Raw genomic sequence first — 18,828 nt, forward strand, 5'->3', positions numbered from 1 at the left:
GTTTATTGGTAATTTAATTTGATATTAATATATTTTTAATTATAATTTATTTAAGTTAAAAATATACATTGAAAAAGATAATGGTTTAGGTTCATAAAACTCTATCAATAGATAATATTCTTAGGGAGAAGTACGATTACTTAGTCTGATTAATAGATAACTGGTTGCTAAAGCTAAAGCGGCTACTGCTAGGGCAATAATATCGGATTTTTCATATTTACCTGGATCAAAAATAATAATTTTTCTGGCTACTGCAATTAAAGCTGTTACGACGACTAATTCAACTTGAACAATATGTTTTCTGAGATAAGCGGTAATATTTTCTAATAATTCTAAGGCAATTAATATATTTAAGAAAAGACCAAAAAGCTCTAAAAGCGTTTTGTTAAAAAATCCTATGGGTTCCGTTGTAAATAAATCTTGACACAAAACAACCATTAAATCAAAAATAGAAACCCCGATTACAATAATTAGGGCAATCGATAAAATTTTAGAAACAATATTTTCAACTAAATGAATAAATTTTAGGAAATTTTCATCTTTAAACATTCTTTTCATAAGTGATAATTTAAATCATAAAATTTTATTATTGTTATGGAAGATAACCAGGAAAAATCATTAATTATTCTCTGTATTTTTCCTGGCTTTTAATAGAAATTACTTGACTAAATCAACTGCTTTGCTTGGTTCAACTGTTGCTTCTTCACTCGATTCCTTAAAGGCAAATCTTAATAAAGGAGGTGCCATAAAAGTTGTGAAAATTACCATCACAATAATCGCCGCATCTAACGCAGGACTTAAGACACCACTTGCTGAACCAATACCCGCAAAAACCAAGCCAACTTCACCCCTAGGAATCATCCCAAAACCAATAGCTAAACGGTTAATTTTTTCTTGCCCTGTGACTACCCATCCAGTAATTACTTTACCGAAAATTGCCACAACCATTAAAAAGGTAGCAATGATTAAACCTTCGCGATTTTCAGGCACAATAGGATTCAAAACCCCTAAATCAACTTTTGCTCCAACACTCACAAAGAAAATAGGAACTAAAATATCAGCAATGGGAATTATTTGTTGATCCAATTCTTTGCGTTTATCCGTCTCATCTAAGACTAACCCTGCGGCAAAAGCTCCTAAAATTGCTTCCAGATGAATCACATTCGCTAAAAAAGCCATTAAGAAGGCAAAAATTAAGGCAGGAATCACTAATTTGCCGCGAGTTTGTAAGCGTTCAGAAATGGCAACAAAAGACTTATTAAAGAACTTTCCTAAGAAAATTGATCCCAGTAAAAAGGCCGTGGCACTAATAATTAAATAGACCACATTCAGCACATCAACGGTTCCCGTTTTCGCTAAACTAGCAACAACAGCTAAGACAATAATGCCTAACACATCGTCAATAACGGCTGCACCGACAATGATTTGACCTTCTTTGGACTTAAGATGACCTAATTCCGAGAGAACCTTAGACGTAATACCGATACTGGTAGCTGTTAACGCAGCCCCGGCAAAAATCGCGGGAATTGCTGGAATACCAAACAATAACATCAGTCCGACGGTTCCTGCCGCAAAGGGGGCCGCTACCCCAACAACAGCCACGATCGCCGCTTGATAGCCTACCCGTTGCAACTCCTTCAAATCCGATTCTAGCCCAATTTCAAACAGGAGGATAATCACCCCTAATTCCGCTAAAACGGAGACAACTTCGCTTTGGGTGTTAAACACTTCCACCACAGCGTCAGGGGTTAAACCAGCAACTAATTGTAAAAAACTTATTAAAACGGAATCCGTTGCTGTTGCGCCACTTTCAGGGAATACTAATAAATGAAGGGCTGAAGCACCGACAAGGACACCACCAACTAATTCCCCTAAAACGGGGGGTAAATTGAGGTATCTTGATAATTCTCCCCCTAATTTACTGGCTAAATAAACAATGACTAAACTGAGTAAAACCCCTGCCAAAATCATTGGGCCATTCTCAGCAGTGGTTTCTGTTGCAAGTAGGGGAAACGGAGCAAAAAATTGAGTCAATGGTGAACCTAGCATCATTGTGTTTAATTATGTGGATAATATGGCGGAAGTCAGACTTGTAATGAGCAATGTCGAAGTAAGTCAGAAGTCGTAGGGGTAGGTTTTTGACAAAACTTGATGATTTTCATACATAAACCAGCCCCACAGAACTTATTTAAGATTGCGATCGCTAGAAGATGTCTGATTAGTTGCGTCAGTATCATTAGCTGTAGAGACGTAAGAACTATCCATCCCCATCTCTTGTTGAATCTGTTCTAAAGTGTATCCTTTAAGTTGAGCAACGGCTAATTGTAAGGCAGCAACGCGAGTTTGTACACGGTTTTGTTGAGGCACTCGATCTAAGATATCGAACTTTCTCAAGCGTTCCTTAACTTTACCTTCTCCACCGACGATAAACACTTTTAAGTTCTTCGCGTAAGCATCTTCTACCATTTTTTCAATGGCTAAGGTAGCAGTCACCCCCAACAAAGGCACATGGGTTAAATCAATAATCAGCATCTCATAGTTTTCGACAATGCTTTGACGCTGAGTAATCGCTTTAGCAGCACCAAAACTCATGGGGCCAGCTAAATCTAAGAGTAAAATACGTCCATTAGCTTCTCTCATTAAGTGTCTTGCTTCTTGAGTCGCCAAAGCATCATCATCATGACTATCAACAGCTTTAACCCGATCTGCTTGAATATCAGCCAAACGTTGAATAGTTAAGATGTTAGCAACAAAAATCCCAATACCGACAGCGATAATTAAATCATAGAAGACGGTAAGCAACATCACCCCATACATGATGGCTGCGGCTTTCCAGGACAGATTATGAGCGCGTTTGAGGAATTTCCAGTCAATAATATCGATACCCACCTTAAAGGCAATACCCGCTAATACTGCTAAGGGAATACTTTGGGTTAAAGGGGCAGCCCACAAGACAACAATTAACAGAATAAAGGCACGGGTTAAACCAGATAGGGCGGTAGTTCCCCCAGCTTGAATATTAACAACGGTTCCCATGGTGGCACCCGCACCAGGTAGGCCCCCACATAAACCAGAGACTAAGTTACCAAGTCCTTGACCAATTAATTCTTTATCGGAGTTATGTTGAGTTTGGGTTAAACTATCGGCAATTACAGCCGTTAACAGGGCATCAATACACCCTAACATCCCTAACACTAAGCCATCAATAATCATGGTATTGACTTGCTCTAGGGTGAAGGTGGGCATGACTAAGGTAGGAAGTCCGGTGCTGAATTCAGGAATGGTTTTGATGCCACCACCAGAAAAGAAGACCAACGATAACACAGTACAACCAATTAAGGCTACTAATTGAGGGGGTACATATTTCTTGAGTTGGGCCGGCATCAAGAATAAAACCGCCACCGTTAACAGCCCTAATGTTACTTCTCCCATGTGACTACTAATATGAGTCAAGACATCGGGGGCATTTTTCAAAGCTGCAACGACACCACCTTTGGGGTTGCTTGCCCCCAATAATGGACCAAATTGCAGAATTACTAGAATTAGCCCAATACCCGACATAAAGCCAGAAATAACGGTATAGGGCATCAAGGTAATATATTTACCCAGTTTCAAGACCCCGAAGATGATTTGAAAAATACCTGCTAACATGACCACTGTAAAGGCCATGGCTAAGCCATTTTCAGGATCACTTGCCGTCATTTTGGTGACAATGGCGGTCATAACAACCGTCATGGGCCCCGTCGGTTCAGAAATCAGGGTCGGTGTTCCCCCAAATAAGGCAGCAAAGAAACCGACTAAAACTGCACCCCATAAACCGGCCGCTGGCCCAGCACCAGAGGCAACCCCGAAGGCGAGGGCCATGGGTAGAGCAATAACGGTGGCAGTGATCCCACCAAAAATATCGCCCCTGACATTTCTAAAGTGAATACGATTGGTTATCTGCATGATCAAATGTTAGTAAGTCCTAACCTGGGTTTAGTTGTCTATAATTTGATTTATCTGATTTAAAAGATGTCATCGATAGTGATGAGATCTTTTAACGGTCATTTAATAGACTAACTTCTATTATTTTTTGTAAAAGCATAGTCTAATTACTATCGAAAGTATATAACTAGCTATAGGGATTCGTCAACCCCTTTTATATTAAGGTTTTCTTATTGTTTGTTATAAATTTGATTATCAATTGCAATGACTAGGTAGAGGCGAACATCTGTTCGCCTCTACCCTGATTCGACAAAAAATTGAACTTATTGGCAAGGTCTATTTTTGAGGTCTTTGACATCCTCACGCGCCCTCCACTATCGCTCAAGGGCGGTGATTCCTCACCACGCCACTTTTTTAGGATTTTTTTCTGCGGGAAGCCAAACCACCTAAACCAGCGATCGCCAACAAACCTAATGTTGTGGAAGGTTCGGGGACAGAGGTAGAATCAGATACAACGGTTCCATCGGGTAAAGTACCAGAAAAACCGTTCAAAGAACCGAGTTGATTTTGGTTAATATTGGCATTGAGTAGATTAACATTGACGAAATTCCCACCCATTAAATTTGCTCCGTCAAAATTGGAATCAGTGAGATCCGTATCGGTAAACGAACTGTCTCCCAGATTAGCTCCAGAAAAATTACTTCCAGGAATATTACTGTTTATCACTTCAACAGAGATTAAACTAGTATTGGTAAAATCAGGAGGAGTCGGTTCGTTTGCGTTAGTCGTGAAAAGACTATTTATACTCAGTGGGTCAATAACAATACCTACTTCCAAAGTTGCATTATCAATACGGGCGTAGTCAATTATCGCATTAGAAAAGTTAGTTCCATTCAAGTTACTATCAGAAATCACAGCTAACAGTAGGTCAGATCCAGAAAAATTGGCATTAGTCAGGTTACTGCCAACATAGGCAGTGTTTCTAGCAACTGTATTAGAAAAGTTGGCATTGGTAAGATCGGCACGAGAAAAATTACTAAAGTTGACATTAGAATTAGCAAAGTTGGCTCCAGAGAGATCCGCTAGAATGTAACGCACCCCACCTAGTACACCATTATTAGAAAGGTTAGCGCCAGAAAGATTAGCTCGATCAAAGATAGCACCATTGATTATAGCCAAGCCCAGATCAATGACTTCGGCGCGATTTAAGACAGCAAAAGAAGCATCGGAAAAATTCGCTCCAGCTAGATTAGCACCTACGAAGTTGGAACCAGCTAAGTTAATCCCTGTGAAGTCATAACCAGGAAGGTTAAACCCAGAGAAGTCCATCTCGACTAGCTTCGCTCCTGTCAGATCATTGTTTAGGAAAAAATTCTCATTAATGTTGTCAAAGATAGGGCTAATAAAGAGTGCAGTTGGATCAGTTAGAACGGAAATAATATCAACATTAGATCCATTAAAAGTAGGACCGTTAAATACTGCATTCGTAAGGGTATTGTTAGAAAAATTAGTATTACTAAAATCACCAATCATAATTGAATCAGTGAAATTTGTATTGATGAAGGTCGATTGTTCAAACAGTCCAGTGGACTGGGCCTTAGTGAAGTTAGCGTTGGTAAAATTGGAGTTTATATAGATGGGAAAATCATCTATAACGTCCGAGAAATTAGCCCCTGTAAAGTCAGAATCAGAAACAAAATTTCCAGAAAATTGACGACCGGAAAAATCAGCCCCAGAAAGGTCACATCCTGAACAGAAACCAGTAGTTAAAAACGTTTGCAGGTCATTTTCATTAAAGGCTTGTACTTGGGCTGAACCCGCAAATCCTAAAAGGAAAGTAATCGCTGAAATAGTTCCTATCTTCCGTGAATTGAGATTGTTAAAAGAATTGAGCATGATGGTTAATCCTGAAAAAAACTAAATGTGTTGTAAAGCATTGCTCCGAGGCAGAAGAAGGATAAATTAGACTACCTTTTTAACTGTTGTAAATTGTTTGTCATATCCTCAATAGGCTGTTGCCCTTCGGTACTTAATACTTTTATCGTTATGTCTTTAGTTAACATCAGCTTGTTCAAGTCAACCATACGAATTGTTTGATCATCGTAGGTTTTCCAGTAAAAGCGTAGATTTTGAGGATCACGGGCTGTTGTTAGCATGGTATAGTCTGTCTCATGTTCTGCTATTGCCACTCCAACAGGAATATCAAAGTTGTTAAGAATGTGGAATACTTGTTCAATCCCCTTTTCAATCGTTGCTGAAGGGACTGCTGTTTGGCTGAAAACGGCAGCACGGACAAACCTTGCAGGTGGGGTAAAATCACCCGGCATACCTAACATTCCACTCCCTTGACCGAATTGTGAGAAGGTTTCACCAACGATGTCTATTGCTGGTACGTTGCGAGGATTTAGGGCAATATAGTTACGAAGATTCGTCATGTGCCAATCAAATGTGGGGGAATTTGTGATAACGCCGAGAGGGTTTTCATGAACGATGAGTTCACCCCCAACGGGTTCGATAACAATACTTTTTCCTGTTTGCTCATAAATCACATAGTGAAGCGTTAAGGGATCATGTTCAAGCACTTTTCCGTCTACTTCAGGAATTGATTTAATAATGGCAACTGCTTTATTTTTAATTGCATTTTTGACTTCTTCAACACTTTTAAAATTGGCTACAATCCACCCGGTGAAGTCATGAGGGGCAAGTCCTTTACTTTGATTTTCTGGAGATAATGTTTGATACTCTGCATAGGAGGGAAAGTAGAAGATTCCAGCAGCTAGTCCTTCTTCGTTGAGTCCATCAAAACAATTAACATCTTCAAATTTTATGTCGGGACCCATATCTTTTGCCCATGCTCCAACGAAGGCGTATTTAGACTCATAAGTCATTCCTTTCTGAGTTAGTCCATCACCTACTTTGCTGGTGAAAGTATTCCCTGCCGAAGCATAGACAATATCTGTATTGATTTTAATACCAAATTCAAGGGTTCGACCATGTACAATGGCTTTTGCTTCTTTGGTTTGGGGATTGGGATCAACTTTCAATCTTATTCCAGTACACATGAAATGAATACTCCATTGTTTTGTTCACACTGAAAACATATCACGATAAATATGGAGATTTCCGCCCAAAAAGTATTGATTTTGAGAGAAGACTTGCCTTTAAAGTATAGAAAGTCTAAAAAGTATGATCCCGATTGGTGATAAGATTAAAACTTACTCACTCCCTACTTTCTCTTGTTCTAGGAGACAAGTATTAAAAGAGGTTGGGGCATCTAAAATTTCAAATGGTAGTATGGTATGGATATAGAAGTTGCCATTAATCTAGTAGATAAGCTTGTTTTTCAAAAAAAAAATCAACATCTAAGTTGTCTTCAAATCAATTTATTACGAAGCGTTTGGTTCAATAAGTCTTACGAAGAACTAGCAGAAATTTGTTATTGTTCAGTTTCTAATATCAAGATGGTAGGCTCAGTATTTTGGACAGAATTATCGCAAATTTTGGGAGAAAAAGTGACTAAAAGAACAGTGCGGGCAATTTTAGAATCCTATCACCAAGATTTAAAACAGGGGAAGTTAAGAAGAACAACAATTAAGACGGGCAATAATAATAATAATAATAATAATAATAATTTACGCAAAACAGCTAATACCATAAAAACAATAAAATCTGAGGAAATACCTGATTCTTGGTTTGATTCTGAGATATTATTTCGACTGACTGAGAGATTAGATAATTCTTTAAAGACGATTTATACTAATTGTAATACGGATCTCATTCCCATTAAGTCCTTTTCAGAAAAACTCCGACTGATACATATTTTAAGCAGACAAAAATATTCTCTAAATCGAACTTCTTTAGATATTATCAATATTTGTCGCAATTTAATTAATGATTTTAACGTTCATTATCCTAACCGAACGATTATTCTTTCACTTTTTGAAGAACCTGTTTTACCTCATTATGATCTCAGTGTCAGTACTTTGATAGATGAAAAGTTAGTACAAAATATTCTCAAAAATTTACTCTCAAATGCCTTACAATATTCTAATCCTGAAAGTATCATTACTCTTGATCTAAATGTAGAAGAACAGAAGGGAATTTTTACAGTGATAGATGAGGGAATTGGTATTCCTCCAGATGAATTAGAACAGGTTTTTCAGCCCTGTTATTCTGCGACTAATGCTCGTCAATGGTCTGGAGATGGTTTAGGATTAACCATTGTGGAAAAAAGTGTTAGATTGCATCAAGGCCAGCTTTCTGTAGCTAGTCAGCTAAAACATGGTTCTACTTTTATCGTTGTGTTACCAGTTGTTTGAACTATTTAGTTAAATCAACTATAACAATCTTACATACAGATGTAAACGCTATAATAGATGAATAAATAAATTATGCCTAATTACGCCAAACTAATAAGAGAAAATCAGAAAAGAATTAGATTACTAAGCTTATTATTAGCTTTTTTATTAGCTTTTTTACTCTTGTTAACTTTAGGACAAAATAAGAGCTATAGCTATTCGGTTAAATCAGAAAATAGACCCATTATTTTAAAAAGCAATAAAATTAAATATCCTATTAGCTTAAATTTAGATATCTTAGAAGATAAAAGTCGTGAATTAACGATTAAGGAGATTATTTCTCCAGAATATTCGAGTCAATTTATACCAAACCATCAAGAAACGCCTAACTTGGGTTTTTCTAAAAGTAATTTCTGGGTAAGATTTTCAGTTAAAAATGAAGCAGATATAGAAAAAAAGTGGTTATTGGTACTCAGTGATGCTCGGATGACTTATATTCAGTTTTATGTACCTTCTCAGAATAAATCAGGTTTTGTTGTCAAAGAAACAGGTAAAGCTTTTCCTTTTAAATCGAGAGATATTCCTCATCATAGTTTTGTTTTCAATCTCCCCCTAGCACAAGGAGAAGAAACCACATTTTATCTACGATTTAGTAGTATTTCAACTGTATTTGTTCCTTTAACAGTTTGGCAAAGAGAAGCTTTTTTCTTGGTAGAAAATCAACAACTTTTTTTCTTAGGACTATGCTACGGAATGCTAATAATCATGGTAGCTTATAATCTCTTTTTATTTCTTGCTTTGCAAGATCAAAGCTATCTTTACTATGTATTATTTGTGATTGGTTTAACTTTACATCAGTCTCTTCGTCAAGGTTTTTTTGAACAGTATATAATATCTGAATATTCTAATAAATTATCAATACATTTATTTAGTATTATTGCTATAATTTTAGCTTTAAAATTTGCCACCACTTTTCTTGATCTTAAAAGTACCATTCCTCTCTTGTATAAAATTATATTAGGATTACAGGTTGTAGAGTTTATACAACTATTCTTATTACCAATATTTCCTCATTTAATCGCAGAATTTCATACATTTTTGATTTTATTTGTAATTCAAATACTTTTAATTAGTGGCATATTATCATATAAAAGAGGATACCGACCAGCTAGATTTTATTTACTGGCAATGATTGTTCCTTTTGTTTCTTTTTTTATTTCAAATTTATCTAGTTTTCATCTAATTCCGACTACCTCATGGATATTTGACAGTCAGTTAACATCTGTTGTTATCTTAGTATTATTTTATTCTTTAGCTTTAGCAGATAGAATCAATTTAATCAAAAAAGAGAAAACTGAAGCCTTATTTTTAGCCTTAGAAACCTCTCAGAAACATGAAAAATTAATCCAAGAACAAAATATTATCTTAGAAAACAAAGTTAATCAACGCACTCAAAAATTACAGAAAAGAGAAATACAGTTAAGAAAATCGAAAGAAAAAGCAGAAGCGGCCAATCAAGCTAAAAATATTTTTATTGCGAATATGAGCCATGAATTGCGGACTCCTTTGAATGCGATTTTAGGCTTTAGTCAATTAATGAATCGTTCAGACAAATTATCCCCTGATTATCAAGAAAATATTAATATTATTTATCACAGTGGCGAATATTTACTCACTTTAATTAATCATGTTCTTAATTTGTCAAAAATTGAAGCAGGTAAATTTGTTCTTGATTTGACAAATATTGATTTTCATGAATTACTTGATGAATTAAAAAATATTTTTATTCTTTCTGCTAGAAATAAAGGTTTAAACTTACGGTTTACTAAAGAACCTAATGTTCCCCAATGGATTAAAACAGATGTCACTAAATTAAAAGAAGTCTTAATTAATATTTTGGGTAATGCCATTAAATTTACGCCTTCTGGTAGCGTATCCTTACGAGTTAGTAGAGAAAAAAATAACCTAATTTTTGAGATCGAAGATACAGGAATTGGAATTGCTCAAGCAGAACTGGAAAATATTTTTAAATCTTTTTACCAATGTCAAAATTATCCTCAATCCCAAGAAGGAACAGGCTTAGGCTTGACGATAAGTGACAATTTTATTAAGTTAATGGGAGGTAAAATTACGGTTCAAAGTGTGATTGGTAAAGGAACGACTTTTCGCTTTTTTATCGAACTAATTGAAGTTAAGCATCATGAAATAAAAAGTCCAGTCAATCAACAACGAGTGATAGGTTTAGAACCCAAGCAACCCCACTACAAAATTTTAATTGTAGATGATAATATAGCCAATCGTCGGTTATTATTGAAACTGCTACAACCCCTAGAATTTTCTCTCAAAGAAGCTGCTAATGGACAAGAAGCTATTGAAATTTGGCAAGAATGGCATCCTGATTTAATTTTTATGGATATAAGAATGCCTGTAATGGATGGTTTTGAAGCAACCAAACAAATTAAAGCCACATCGCAAGAAAACAAGACAATTATTATTGCTGTTACTGCCAGTGTATTAGAAGAAAAAGAAACATTGATTTATGAAGTCGGGTGTGATGGATTGATTCGCAAACCTTTTAATGATATCGAAATCTTTGAAGCGTTACATCAATATTTAGGGGTGCGTTATGTTTATGAATCTTCTGTAGAGACTCAACTATTACCAACTTCGGAAGACTTCCTGACTCCTCAAGATTTAAAACAGTTACCGCAAGCATGGTTAGATAAAATGTATGAAGCTATTTATAAAGGTGATATTATGTTAGCCTCAGAACTAATTACCGAAATTAGTCGTGATTATCCTGTTTTGGGGCAACAATTGACACAATTACTAGATAATTACGAGTTTGAACAACTATTAACCTTAACTGAACAGGGTATCAAGAAGAACTGAAGCTAACATTTATGGTTCTACGGAACTTGCCATGTAAAATTAATAAATGAATACAGGCTAAAGCCTTATTCTATAAGCACAAAGGCTGTCTACACAGCCTAATTTTAAGCCTGGCTACCCAGGCTTAGTTCCTATAGCTTAACCCGATCGGGTTTAAGCCTGTAATTTTTAATCGTTTTACATCCTAGGTTCGGTAGAGCCACATTAATTAGCTATTGAAAACACTTGTCGTGAACAATCTTTGCCCCGTACTGTTGATACTCTTGCTTAGTAATCCAAGAACCATTCTCATTAAGGAGCGGTGCCATCTTATCTCCTCCGCGCCAAGCTGCATTTTCCGGTTCATTTGCTTCAACAATTTTTACTGTTGCATTTGGTGGTGCTAATGCTGCAACTCGATCCCGAAGTTTTGTAGAAATTCCTGTATACATAGAACTGCTACCAGTGAGGATAATATTGGAATAAAGGGAGTGACGTACATCGCTATCGCAACGAAAAATTGAAGCATAAACTCTGTCGGCGATATTTGCAACTTCTTGGTCGTTAATCTTGTTTTCTTTTAAAGAGTATTGAATTATGGCATGGGTGAAAGGAGAGCCTTGATAGCAAGGGACTATAACGAGACAAGAACCATTCTCCCCAAAGTTTATGACAGTTCCGTTAAGGTTTCCCCCATCATAAAGGGCTAATAGTTCCCTCATTATTAAATAAAATCCTGATACCTTGAATGTCTCGAAGAAAATTTGCGTCATTTTTTCTCGATTGACTTCTGAGTTGAGAGGGGGTTCAGTAATAATGATAGAATGCTGGGATGGATCGACACCTAGTTGCTTAAAGGTATGAGATAAAACATCCTTCATACCATCCCAGTTTGTCACCATACCATAAGCATCCATTGGAGCTTTCGATGTAACAGAATTAGTCGGGAAGACGACCGTAGGCGTATCACCACTTGATAACCCTGCTCTAGTATAATCAGGTTTACTGTCGATAACGATCGGTGAGTTCATAATTTTTTACCCCAGTATTTGGTTGATTTGGTGTGTGGTGTTTAACTGAATCTTACTGGGCCAATAATATCAGAAACCATTCAGAAATTTTAGTCTAAAAAGTATAAATTTTACAAAAAAATCCCCGGAAAGTATAAAAAGTATAAAAAGTAGAATCTACAAAATCGAAGGATAAATGATGACAGAAAAGAACATTAAACAAGCCAAAATTTTAATCATTGATGATAATCCTAGCAATCTAAAATTATTAACAAAAATTTTAGTTGAACAAAATTACCGTGTACGAATTGCCCCTAGTGCCAAATTAGGAATTAATAGCGTTATGGCTGAAGCTCCTGATTTGATTCTTTTAGACATTAAAATGCCAGATATGGATGGTTATAACATCTGCCAGCAATTCAAAGCTAATGAACAAACCCGTGATATTCCCATAATTTTTGTTAGTGGATTGGAAGATGTTATGGATAAAGTCAAAGCGTTTAAGATGGGAGGCGTTGATTATATTGTGAAGCCTTTTGCTACGGAAGAAGTTATCGCTAGAGTAGAAAATCAATTACAAATTATTAAAAAACTGCAAGAAAACAAATAGAGGTCTAATCTTGTAGATTGCTTTTGAAAATAAATCTAAAATAATTGCCCTACAAAAAATTAAGATTTTCTTTAGAAATAGACTCATTAACAATCAACAGTTAAGCTGAGTGGAGTTAGGGTTGATTTAGATACAGAAATCTCAGATGAAAACGTGCTAAATTAGCCAGAGGGGAATCCAATCTTTTAAATTTGTCATCATTATATTACAATTCCCAATTCCCCAAAAACTGTCCTAGCTTTCAACGCTACTCTATCAACGGCTAAGGGACAAAAGCAACTTTAATCAGGTATTTTCTATGACATATCTTGCCGATCAGAATACGACTACCCAGGCTAATTTAGGGGCAGAAAATGTTAACCCCTTAACCACAGCGACAGGGGTTTATGTCACCCTTCATGGTCACTTTTATCAACCTCCCAGGGAAAACCCCTATTTAGATACCATTGAACGACAACCCAGTGCTTATCCGTTTCGTAACTGGAATGAACGCATTGCCCATGAATGTTATCGTACCAATGCTTTTGCGAGAATTTTCAACCCACAAGGGGAATTAATCGGTATTGTTAATAATTTTGAGTATTTAAGCTTCAATATCGGCCCTACTTTGATGTCCTGGTTACAAACCCATGATCTCGAAACTTACCAGCGCATTATTGAAGCCGATCACAAGAGTTGTCAACGGTTGAATGGTCATGGCAATGCGATCGCTCAAGTCTACAATCATATTATCCTGCCCTTAGCCAACAAACAGGACAAATACACCCAAATTCGTTGGGGAAAAGCTGATTTTCGTCATCGTTTTGGTCGTAACCCCGAAGGAATGTGGTTAGCCGAGACAGCCGTTGATTATGCCACCTTAGAGGTGTTAATCGATGAAGACATCAAATTCATCGTTTTAGCTCCAACTCAAGCCGAGAGATGCCGTCCCTTTGCCACAGAGGAAACCTCTGACCCCGAATGGCATGAAGTGGGCGGGGGACAAATTGATCCCACCCGTCCCTATCGCTGTTTTATTAAAGATGGACGTTATATTGATATATTCTTCTATGATGGCCCGATTTCCGGTGATATTGGCTTTGGGGATGTGTTGGAGAGTTCCCAACATTTAGCAGGAAGAATTGGCCGCGCTGTCAAAGGGGATCATCGCAAGTCTCAAATTATCAGCATTGGCACCGACGGCGAAACCTTTGGTCATCATAAGCGAGACAAAGAAAGATGTATTGCCTATGCTTTTACGGTCGAATTTCCCCAAAGAAACTGGACTGTCACCAATTACGCCCATTATTTAAGCATTTGTCCCCCCGTTTGGGAAGTAGAATTAAAGCCCGTCACCGCCTGGAGTTGTATGCACGGGGTTGATCGTTGGCAAGATGACTGTGGTTGCGGTGGTGGTGGGGAATGGCACCAAAAATGGCGGCGACCCCTCAGAGATACCTTAAACTGGTTAAGAGATCAATTAATTCCCACCTATGAACAGGCAGCAGGACAGATATTTAATGAGCCTTGGCGAGCAAGAGATGAATATATCAATGTAATTTTGGATCGCTCTGTGGAAAATGTCGAAGAATTCCTCAGTCGCCATCAACGTCATACCCTTTCCCCCGCGGAACAAATTGATGCTTTACGATTATTAGAAGTGCAGCGTCATTCGTTATTAATGTATACCAGTTGTGGCTGGTTTTTTGAGGAAATTTCTCGTCCTGAAGGAACCCAAATTTTACGCTATGCGGCCCGGGCTTTAGAATTAGCTGGAGAGGTAGCAGGGGTTAATTTAGAGAAGGAATTTATTAACCGTTTAGCTGCTGCGCCGAGTAATGTAGAAACCTACAAAGATGGGGCAGATGTTTACTATGATTTGGTGGTTTCTTCTCAGGTTAATTTCCAACAAGTAGCGGCTCATTATGCCATCAGTTCCCTGTTTACTAACTACCTGCCCCAAGAAAAAGTTTACTGTTATGATGCCCAACAATTTGATTATGAAAGACAACAGTTGGGAACCTTAACTTTAGCGGTAGGACAGGTAAAATTAACCTCTAAAATTACTTGGGAAAGTCATCATTTTACCTTTGCCGTCTTACATTTAGGGGGTTGGGACTTCCATTGTTGTATTCAACCCTTTAATGGACGTTTATCCTATGCTGAGATTAAGGATCAATTATTTGATCTCTTTGAACAAGCAAGTGCGGCCCAAATTATCTTAGCCATGGCTAAACTGTTTGGGGAACAATCTTTTAGTTTACAACACTTGTTCGCAGAAGAACGTCACCGTATTATGAACCTATTAACGGTGAAAACTAAGCAACATTTGGATCAACTTTATACCCAAGTTTATCGAGATAATTACAGCATTTTAGCGGCCTTTCATCGGGATGAAATACCTGTTCCGAAAGAGTTACAAGTCGCTGCCGAAATCGCCTTATCTCATCGCTGTTTAACGACAGTTCGGGCCTTAGAAAAAAGTCTTGAAGATCAAACAGCAACGGATACATATTTAGGGGAATTAACCGTCATTGCCACAGAAGCAAGTCATCTTTCTTGTGTCTTAGATGTTCCCGAAGCAAAACAAACCCTAGAACGGTTAATTCTCAAGATTTTATGGCAGGTTTTAAATGATGAAAGTTCGGTTGATTTAGAGCAGGAAATTAAGCCCTTAGAACGGATGATTGAACTTGGTAAACAACTGAAGCTAGACTTATCTTTGGATCAAGTACAAGAGCTTTATTATCAGTTCTTGTATGAACAATTTGTGCCGAATTGTGTTGACAGTAATGGAAGCAAAGAAAGTCGTCCCGCTTGTCGTTGGACTCCTTCTCAACTCTGTCCCTTACTCAATTTAGGGCCAACTTTAGGCATTAATGTTAGTCCTTGGTTGTAATTAGTAGTAGAGACGTTTCATGAAACGTCTCTACATTGGTTTATGTTACTAATAAACAGTCTGAAAAGTCAACAAAATGTAAACTAAAAAAAATCAAAAATAATCGATAACTTAGTCTCCATGGATTCTATTACCTGGATTGGTCTAATTGCTGGTACATTAACAACAATTTCCTTTTTTCCTCAATTCCTAAAAACCTTGAAAACTCGCTCAACTAAAGATATTTCCTTGGAAATGTTTCTCCTCTTTTGTACGGGACTTATACTGTGGATAATTTATGGCGTATTTCTCCAAAATCTTCCTGTTATTATGACCAATGTTGCTACCTTTATTCTTGCATTTCCGATCTTAGTTTTGAAACTTAAATATAAATAATTCAAAAAAAATCCCGCATCTTAAACTGATTAAACTGAAAAAAAATTAATCAAGTTTGTGCGGGATAAATTTACTAAGTCTAAGGAAATCTAATCTTCGTCACGGGCCGGAAAAGCTTCCTCAATTTTCCATATAATGTTTTTATGATCAATAAACCAACTGCGGGTTTCAGGGGTTAATTGTTCCCAGATAATATCGATGGGAATATGAGGAGAAGCATATTGATATTTTTGTCCTAATTGCCTCAAATTGTCGATCACATGATTGGATAAACCAAACACAGACAAATCAACCTGAAACTGTCTACCGAAGACTCCCCCACTGGGATCAAAAATGAGTTGTGAGGCTCTCAATAAATCAGCAAAATGCTTGGGTTTAAGTCCTGTCACTTGCTGAATTTCCATCGCTCGGCTATTTGTTGACTTCATAGCGACCTTCCTTGGATAGAATTCTGTAGCTATTGTAACCTATTGAGGGAAATATCCTCTTTTTTAAAGTCTGCGAATGATGACTAATTATCGAATTATTAAGGTTATAATAGATTGATGACATTTGGGTAAAAAGTAATAACCAAATCTTAACAAAATAAATTCTAACTTAATTATGACTCTACCTCCTTTTGTCAATACTCCCCGATTCCTAAGACTGTTTAAACTGATTTTTTATCCCCTAAATTATTTAGATGATTATGGTCAAAAATATGGAGATATATTTGCTGTAGGAAATCAGAAAAATCCCTTAGTTTATGTGAGTAATCCTCAAGGTATTCAGGCAATTTTTAGTGCAGATAAAACTCTTTTTAAGTCTGGGGGAGGCGGGGGATTTATTCAAACTCTATTGGGGGATAATTCTTTACTGCTTCTACAGGGAGAAAAACATCAGCGAGAACGTAAATTATTAACCCCCCCTTTTCATGGAGAAAGATTACAAACCTATGGTAAATTAATTTGTGATATTACTCAAGATGTGACCCAAAAATTAAAGGTTAATCAATCTTTTTTAGTTCGTGAGGTGATGCAAGATATTACTCTGAAAGTTATTTTGCAAGCAGTATTTGGACTCTATTCAGGAGAGCGTTATGAGCAATTACAGCAGTTATTAGGGTCAATGCTGGAATTTTTTAGTTATCCAGGCAATGGAGCAATTATCTTTTTTAGTTCCTTACAAAAAGATTGGGGAAACTGGACACCTTGGGGACGTTTTTTACGAACAAAAGCAAAAGTTGATGAATTACTTTATGCTGAAATTCGAGAACGTCGTCAACAGCAAAATTATTCAGGTGATGATATTTTAACCCTGTTAATGTTGGCGACAGATGAAACAGCAAAACCCATGAGTGATGAAGAATTACATGATGAATTAATTACTCTTTTAATTGCTGGTCATGAAACCACTGCTTCAACCTTGAGTTGGGCCTTATATTGGATTCATTATTACCCAAAAATTGAAGAAAAATTGCGATCACATCTTTTAAACTTAGGTGAGGCTCCTAATTTATATGACATTCTAAAATTGCCCTATTTAGAAGCAATTTGTAACGAAACCTTAAGGATTTATCCTGTTGTCTTAAACACATTTTTTCGTATGCTTCAAGAACCCTTAGAATTAATGGGATATCAATTTGAACCAGGAACCGTATTTGCTCCATCAATTTATTTAGTTCATCATCGAGAAGATATCTATCCCCAACCGAAACAATTTCGACCAGAAAGGTTCCTCGAAAAGCAATTTTCTCCCTATGAATACTTACCCTTTGGTGGAGGAATTCGTCGCTGTATTGGCATGGAATTAGCTAAGATGGAAATGAAGTTAGTTTTAGCCACTATTTTGTCTCAGTTTTGCTTAAAACTTACTTCCCGTCGTTCCCTTAAACCTGTGCGTCGTGGGTTAACTGTTGCTCCTCCGACTCGATTTAAAATGGTTGTCTGCAATCAGATATTTTAGACTTAATTTGCTCAACTGTTCATTTAGCTTATGCACGTCATCAACAACTCATCTATATTGAGTTAACAATACTTATCAAAAATATTTAAAAATTGATGTGATTTTGTATAATTAGTTGCCTTACTTGTTATACTGAAAAGTAAGGCTAATTTATTGGTCATTGAACACCAATGTTATTCCATCCAGCTAATATTCTCTATTGGGTTTTGATCAGCTTTGGAGTCGCTTTCTTTCTCCTGATTATTGTGTCTGGGGGAGGGGATGAAGGTGGGGATATTGAGCTTAATCTTGATAGTAATGGATTCAGCTTAGATGCAGATGTGGATGCAGATATCGATGGTGACATTGATGGTGATGGAGACGACTTTACCCCATTACAAATATTAGGATGGTTTGGCATTGGGAAAGCACCCTTAATGATTTTATTAGCCATTGATTTTAGTACCTGGGGAATGACTGGCTGGATATTAAATACAATTTTAGGGCAGTTAACAGGGACAATTCCTGATGGTTTATGGGGGTGGGGAGGACTGGTTTTTATAACTTCCTTAAGTACAGGATTATTCATGGGAAAACTATTATCAAATCCCCTCGGAAAGATATTTGCTTCCTTTGGAGAAGATGTCAGTAGTGAACGTTTAATTGGTTGTGTGGGAATTGTTACCTCGAAGACGATTCCTTATTTAACAGAGGGAAAAATCGGACAAGCTGATGTTTATGATTTAGCGGGGAATTTAGTTACTATTAGTATCTGTTTACCCCACTGGGCAAATGTCATTCCTCATCATGGACAAGCCATTTTAATTATTGATCGTCAAGAGCATAGTTATCTGGGAATTACTAAAGATAGTTCCGATGAAGATAAATGGCTCAATGGAACAAGTTTACCACAAGATTTTTTAGGAGAAATATAAC

14 protein-coding genes are annotated in these 18,828 nt (G+C 36.9%); 7 read left to right on the forward strand and 7 right to left on the reverse strand.

From position 1 onward, the window contains the following. Nucleotides 1–120: 120 nt before the first annotated feature. From VB715_RS07545 to VB715_RS07565, 5 genes are all read right to left on the reverse strand, one after another. Entirely contained in the window at nt 121–558 is a 438-nt protein-coding gene (locus VB715_RS07545) for a phosphate-starvation-inducible PsiE family protein (RefSeq protein ID WP_323300584.1), read from the reverse strand. A gap of 99 nt (nt 559–657) precedes the next feature. Then, nucleotides 658–2,052 (reverse strand): cation:proton antiporter, encoded by a 1,395-nt coding sequence (locus VB715_RS07550; protein WP_323300585.1) that lies wholly within the window; start codon nt 2,050–2,052, stop codon nt 658–660. Nucleotides 2,053–2,184: 132 nt separating this feature from the next. After that, the gene (locus tag VB715_RS07555; protein ID WP_323300586.1) at nt 2,185–3,948 is read right to left on the reverse strand and encodes a SulP family inorganic anion transporter; all 1,764 of its coding nucleotides are present in this window, start codon (nt 3,946–3,948) and stop codon (nt 2,185–2,187) included. 393 nt (nt 3,949–4,341) lie between these two features. After that, nucleotides 4,342–5,823, reverse strand: coding sequence for a pentapeptide repeat-containing protein (locus VB715_RS07560; protein ID WP_323300587.1), 1,482 nt, complete (start codon nt 5,821–5,823; stop codon nt 4,342–4,344). A 71-nt stretch (nt 5,824–5,894) separates the two neighbouring features. After that, on the reverse strand, nt 5,895–6,971 hold the full coding sequence (locus VB715_RS07565) for a choloylglycine hydrolase family protein (RefSeq protein ID WP_323300588.1): 1,077 nt from the start codon (nt 6,969–6,971) through the stop codon (nt 5,895–5,897). 255 nt (nt 6,972–7,226) lie between these two features. On the opposite strand from VB715_RS07565, the gene VB715_RS07570 reads away from it, so the two are divergent. Both VB715_RS07570 and VB715_RS07575 read left to right on the forward strand, forming a co-directional pair. After that, nucleotides 7,227–8,246, forward strand: coding sequence for an ATP-binding protein (locus tag VB715_RS07570; RefSeq protein ID WP_323300589.1), 1,020 nt, complete (start codon nt 7,227–7,229; stop codon nt 8,244–8,246). A 72-nt stretch (nt 8,247–8,318) separates the two neighbouring features. Further along, nucleotides 8,319–11,117 carry a hybrid sensor histidine kinase/response regulator gene (locus tag VB715_RS07575; RefSeq protein ID WP_323300590.1) on the forward strand — a complete coding sequence of 933 codons (2,799 nt, stop codon included), beginning with the start codon at nt 8,319–8,321 and terminating at the stop codon, nt 11,115–11,117. Nucleotides 11,118–11,329: 212 nt separating this feature from the next. Here the strand turns inward: VB715_RS07575 and VB715_RS07580 are convergent, their stop codons facing one another. After that, nucleotides 11,330–12,127, reverse strand: a complete 798-nt coding sequence (locus VB715_RS07580; protein WP_323300591.1) for an actin family protein — start codon at nt 12,125–12,127, stop codon at nt 11,330–11,332. Between the two features lie 175 nt (nt 12,128–12,302). On the opposite strand from VB715_RS07580, the gene VB715_RS07585 reads away from it, so the two are divergent. From VB715_RS07585 to VB715_RS07595, 3 genes are all read left to right on the forward strand, one after another. Further along, nucleotides 12,303–12,716, forward strand: a complete 414-nt coding sequence (locus VB715_RS07585; protein ID WP_323300592.1) for a response regulator — start codon at nt 12,303–12,305, stop codon at nt 12,714–12,716. A 298-nt stretch (nt 12,717–13,014) separates the two neighbouring features. Continuing rightward, a complete protein-coding gene (locus VB715_RS07590) occupies nt 13,015–15,594 on the forward strand; it encodes a DUF3536 domain-containing protein (protein WP_323300593.1) in 2,580 nt (859 codons plus the stop codon). A 120-nt stretch (nt 15,595–15,714) separates the two neighbouring features. After that, the gene (locus VB715_RS07595) at nt 15,715–15,969 is read left to right on the forward strand and encodes a SemiSWEET transporter (RefSeq protein WP_323300594.1); all 255 of its coding nucleotides are present in this window, start codon (nt 15,715–15,717) and stop codon (nt 15,967–15,969) included. Nucleotides 15,970–16,058: 89 nt separating this feature from the next. Here VB715_RS07595 and VB715_RS07600 read toward each other — a convergent pair whose 3' ends face one another. Beyond that, nucleotides 16,059–16,397, reverse strand: a complete 339-nt coding sequence (locus VB715_RS07600) for a hypothetical protein (protein ID WP_323300595.1) — start codon at nt 16,395–16,397, stop codon at nt 16,059–16,061. A gap of 175 nt (nt 16,398–16,572) precedes the next feature. Between VB715_RS07600 and VB715_RS07605 the strand changes: the two genes are divergently transcribed. Together VB715_RS07605 and VB715_RS07610 are read left to right on the forward strand one after the other, a co-directional pair. Next, the gene (locus VB715_RS07605) at nt 16,573–17,913 is read left to right on the forward strand and encodes a cytochrome P450 (protein WP_323300596.1); all 1,341 of its coding nucleotides are present in this window, start codon (nt 16,573–16,575) and stop codon (nt 17,911–17,913) included. A gap of 170 nt (nt 17,914–18,083) precedes the next feature. Then, on the forward strand, nt 18,084–18,827 hold the full coding sequence (locus VB715_RS07610; RefSeq protein ID WP_323300597.1) for a DUF1449 domain-containing protein: 744 nt from the start codon (nt 18,084–18,086) through the stop codon (nt 18,825–18,827). The last annotated feature ends 1 nt before the right edge of the window (nt 18,828 follow it).

Source organism: Crocosphaera sp. UHCC 0190, from assembly GCF_034932065.1.
Classification (GTDB): Bacteria; Cyanobacteriota; Cyanobacteriia; order Cyanobacteriales; family Microcystaceae; genus UHCC-0190.